Annotated in this window: 5 protein-coding genes; 1 reads left to right on the forward strand and 4 read right to left on the reverse strand. The window is 66.3% G+C overall.

Annotated elements, in window-relative coordinates:
* The 4 genes from AC04L7_RS14570 to ykgO all read right to left on the reverse strand — a co-directional run.
* The coding region (locus AC04L7_RS14570) for an aldo/keto reductase (RefSeq protein WP_475513276.1) at window positions 1-842 on the reverse strand (842 nt) is incomplete at its 3' end.
* Window positions 843-967: 125 nt separating this feature from the next.
* The gene (locus tag AC04L7_RS14575) at window positions 968-1999 is read right to left on the reverse strand and encodes an agmatine deiminase family protein (RefSeq protein ID WP_435998805.1); all 1032 of its coding nucleotides are present in this window, start codon (window positions 1997-1999) and stop codon (window positions 968-970) included.
* A 26-nt stretch (window positions 2000-2025) separates the two neighbouring features.
* Window positions 2026-2352, reverse strand: a complete 327-nt coding sequence (locus AC04L7_RS14580) for a hypothetical protein (RefSeq protein WP_475513277.1) — start codon at window positions 2350-2352, stop codon at window positions 2026-2028.
* A gap of 108 nt (window positions 2353-2460) precedes the next feature.
* Window positions 2461-2586: a type B 50S ribosomal protein L36 gene (ykgO, locus tag AC04L7_RS14585; protein WP_010342887.1), complete on the reverse strand. Its 126-nt coding sequence runs from the start codon at window positions 2584-2586 to the stop codon at window positions 2461-2463.
* A gap of 162 nt (window positions 2587-2748) precedes the next feature.
* Here ykgO and cmk point away from each other — a divergent pair, with 162 nt between their 5' ends.
* Window positions 2749-3426, forward strand: coding sequence for a (d)CMP kinase (gene cmk, locus AC04L7_RS14590; protein ID WP_435998797.1), 678 nt, complete (start codon window positions 2749-2751; stop codon window positions 3424-3426).
* Window positions 3427-3546 lie beyond the last annotated feature (120 nt).

Raw genomic sequence — 3546 nt, forward strand, 5'->3', positions numbered from 1 at the left:
GGGTGGCTGAGCGCGAACTTCAGGAACGCCTGTGCCCACGAGCCGATGCCTGCGTCGACCAGGGCCGCGGGGACGGACTTGTCCTTCACCTGCGCAAACAGCTTTCCGTCCTCGAACGCGCGGTTGATGAGGACGGCGACGCCCAAGTCCTGCGCCAGCGGCAGCACGCGCGTCTCCGCACCGCGGCTGATGACCGAGTAGTTGATCTGGAGGAAGTCCGGCTTCTCCGCCTGCACGACGTTGGCAAGCTCGTCCTGCGCGCGCTCGACGTAATGGGTGACGCCCACGTACTTCACCTTGCCCTGCGCCTTCAACTCGCGCGCCACGGCCATCTGCGTCTTCAGGTCGCCCAGGTTGTGGACCTGCAGCAGCGCGACCTTGTCGGTCTTCAGGCGACGCAGCGTGTCCTGGAACTGCGCGATACCCGCCGCGCGCCCGCTCACGCCGGACAATTTGGTGGCCAGCCAGGCCCTGCCGGTCAGGTTCTGCTCCGCCAGCAGCGCCCCCATTACGTCCTCGGCGACGCTGTAGGTGGGCGCGGTATCGATCAGGGTGGCGCCGGCGGCGAAGAACCGCTTCAGTACCTCGCGCAGCGGGTCCAGTTCCGCGGCGCTCTGGCCCACTTCAAAGCTGCCGGAGGTGCCCATGCCGATGACGGGGATGCGCTCGCCGGTCGACGGGATGGCACGGGTGTTCAGGGGTGCTGGTGCGGTCGGCGTCGTGGCCGATGCCGGCTTGGCCCCGCTCACGCCGCCGGCCTGTGCCGTATCGCGGCAGGCGGCCAGGCCCATGCCTGCCGTGGCCAGCGCGGTGCTTGTCAGGAACTTGCGTCGTGAATACACGGCCGTCTCCTCGCTCAAGGGGAAACGGTGGTTATCCGGGATCGTGTGAGGCGAGATGTAAACGAAGCGTTCAATCTGCGCCCAACTGATGTCACGGTGCCACGAACCGTGGCGCCTTCGCTCAGTCAGCCGATCAGTCCTGAAGGCAACTGCATGGTGATGCAGTGCAGGCTGCCGTTCTGCCAGATCAGCGCGCGGCACGGCACCTGCACGATCTCACGGTCCGGATACGCCTGCGCCAGGACTTCGGCGGCGATATCGTCGGCGGGGTCGCCGTAGGCCGGCATCAACACCGCGCCATTGATGATCAGATAGTTCGCGTACGACGCCGCCAGGCGACGCCCACCGTCGATCACGGGCTGTGCCCAAGGAAGCGGGAACGTGCGATAGGCATGGCCATCCGCCGTGCGCAGCGCGGCGATGTCGGTGGCCATGGCCTGCAGCTCGGCGAAATGCACGTCGCCGGCATCGTCGCACGCCTGGTAGACGATGGCATCGCCCGGTGCGAAGCGGGCGAGGGTATCGATGTGGGCGTCGGTGTCATCGCCCTCCAGATAGCCATGGTCCAGCCATAGCACGCGGTCCTGTCGCAACCAGCCCGTCAACTTGGCGGTCAGCTCATCCCGAGACGCGGCAGGGTGGCGTTCGTGCAGGCATTGCCAAGTGGTGAGCAGGGTGCCTGCGCCATCCGTTTCGATAGCGCCACCTTCCAAAGCAAAATCAATACTTTGGACGAAATAGTTGTGAAACAGCTGCATGCCGGACAACTCGCCGACCAGGCGATCGTCGCGACGGGCTTCGTACTTCCCGCCCCAGCCGGTGAAGCGGAAGTCGAGCAGCTTGAAACGGCCCCCGTCCCGCAGCGTGATGGGGCCGGAATCGCGCAGCCAGGTATCGTCGTACTCGGCCGGCACGAAGCGCACGTTCGCCATCTCCACGCGCGCGGAACGCAGCCGGGCCTCGGCATAGGTCTGCAGGTCGTCGTCTGCGACGCAGATCAGCACGGGCTGGAAACGGGTGACGGCGGCCACCAGGGCGACGTAGGTTTCCTCCACGTCGGCGAGGCGATCGGCCCAGTCGGTCTCGGCATGCGGCCAAGCGATCAGGATCGCGGACTGGGGCTCCCACTCCGCAGGAAAGCGATAGGCATCGGTCATCGGGTTGCAGGGCGCGCGGGCACCGGTCAGCGGATGGGAGGCTTGGGGCCGACTTCTTCGGCGGACGCCTTGTTGAGCACCACGTCGATGACGCGGCTCTTCTCGAAGTAAACGGTGAAACCTGGATAGACCCAGCGATGGATCACAGGCCACTGGCGCTTCTGTCCGCCCCGGGGTTCCAGCTTCTGCTGGGGCGTGCCGAAGCGGGCTTCGACGTCGGCGGCCGACTGCCCCCGCACGGGCGCGGCGGCAGGTTGTTCCTGGGCGCGTTCGATCAGCAGTGTATCGGCGGACACCGGGCCTKCGAGGCCGAGCATGGCGATCAACGGAAGTGCTAGGGCGCGACGGCTCATGGTGGAACTCCCCTGGATGATCTGCCTTTTATAACAAAAGGCAGGTAACAAAAAACCGCCCGAAGGCGGCTTTCCGTGCATTGCCGGCCGGAGCCGGCAGCGCCGTTCTCAGCGCTGACGCGCCTTGAAACGGGGGTTGGACTTGCAGATCACGAAGACCTTGCCGCGGCGGCGGACCACCTTGCAGTCGCGGTGACGGGCCTTCGCCGACTTCAGGGAGGACAGGACCTTCATGAGTTGAAACCTCGGCGTAAAAGAATATGGGGTAAAGCGAAGCCCGCTATTCTAGCGGCAATTCCGCTGGCTTATCAAGCGGTTGCGGAGGGTGCCGGCGCGCCGAGCGTTCCGGGGCGTTCCAGGGGGCGCCATAATGAGCGGAAACCGCCTGGAGTTCCCATGTCCGATACCGCTCCCGTCCTCACCATCGATGGTCCCTCCGGGGCCGGCAAGGGTACCGTGAGCCGGCTCGCCGCGGCCCGGCTTGGCTGGCACTATCTCGATTCGGGCGCGCTGTATCGCGCCGTCGGCGTGGCGGCCAGTTGGGCGGACCTCGATATTTCGGATCCGGCGGCCCTGGTCAGGTGCGCCTTCGATACCCGGGTGAGCTTCCGGGAGTCGGAGCAGGGATTGAGGGTGATCGTCGACGATCTGGATGCCACCGACGAGCTTCGTCTTGAAACCACGGGCGCCCTCGCGTCCGCCATCGCCGCCATTCCCGAGGTCCGCTCGGCCCTGAAGGAGCGGCAGCGGGCGTTCCGGCAGATGCCGGGGCTGGTCGCCGATGGCCGGGACATGGGAACGGTGATCTTCCCGGATGCTCCCTACAAGGTCTTCCTGACGGCCAGTGCCGACGAACGGGCGGAAAGGCGGTATAAGCAGTTGAAAGACAAAGGGGTTTCCGTCACAATCGACGGTCTGCTTCGCGAGATCCTCGCCCGCGACGCCCGTGACGCCCAGCGCACGGTGGCGCCCCTGAGGCCGGCCGACGACGCCGTCCTCATCGACACCACCGGCCTCGGCATCGACGCGGTCGTCGAGCGCGTGCTGGCCCTGGTGCCTGCACGCACAGGTTAGGTCCCGCGCTGCAGAAGGCTCGCGCCGCATCCGTGGCGCGTTTTTCCAACCACAACACTCACGGCCATACGCAATCCCGCGCCGGCCGACAACGGGTGGACCTTGTGCACGTCCGTGCGC

Source organism: Pseudoxanthomonas sp. LjRoot204_2 (genome assembly GCF_056175765.1).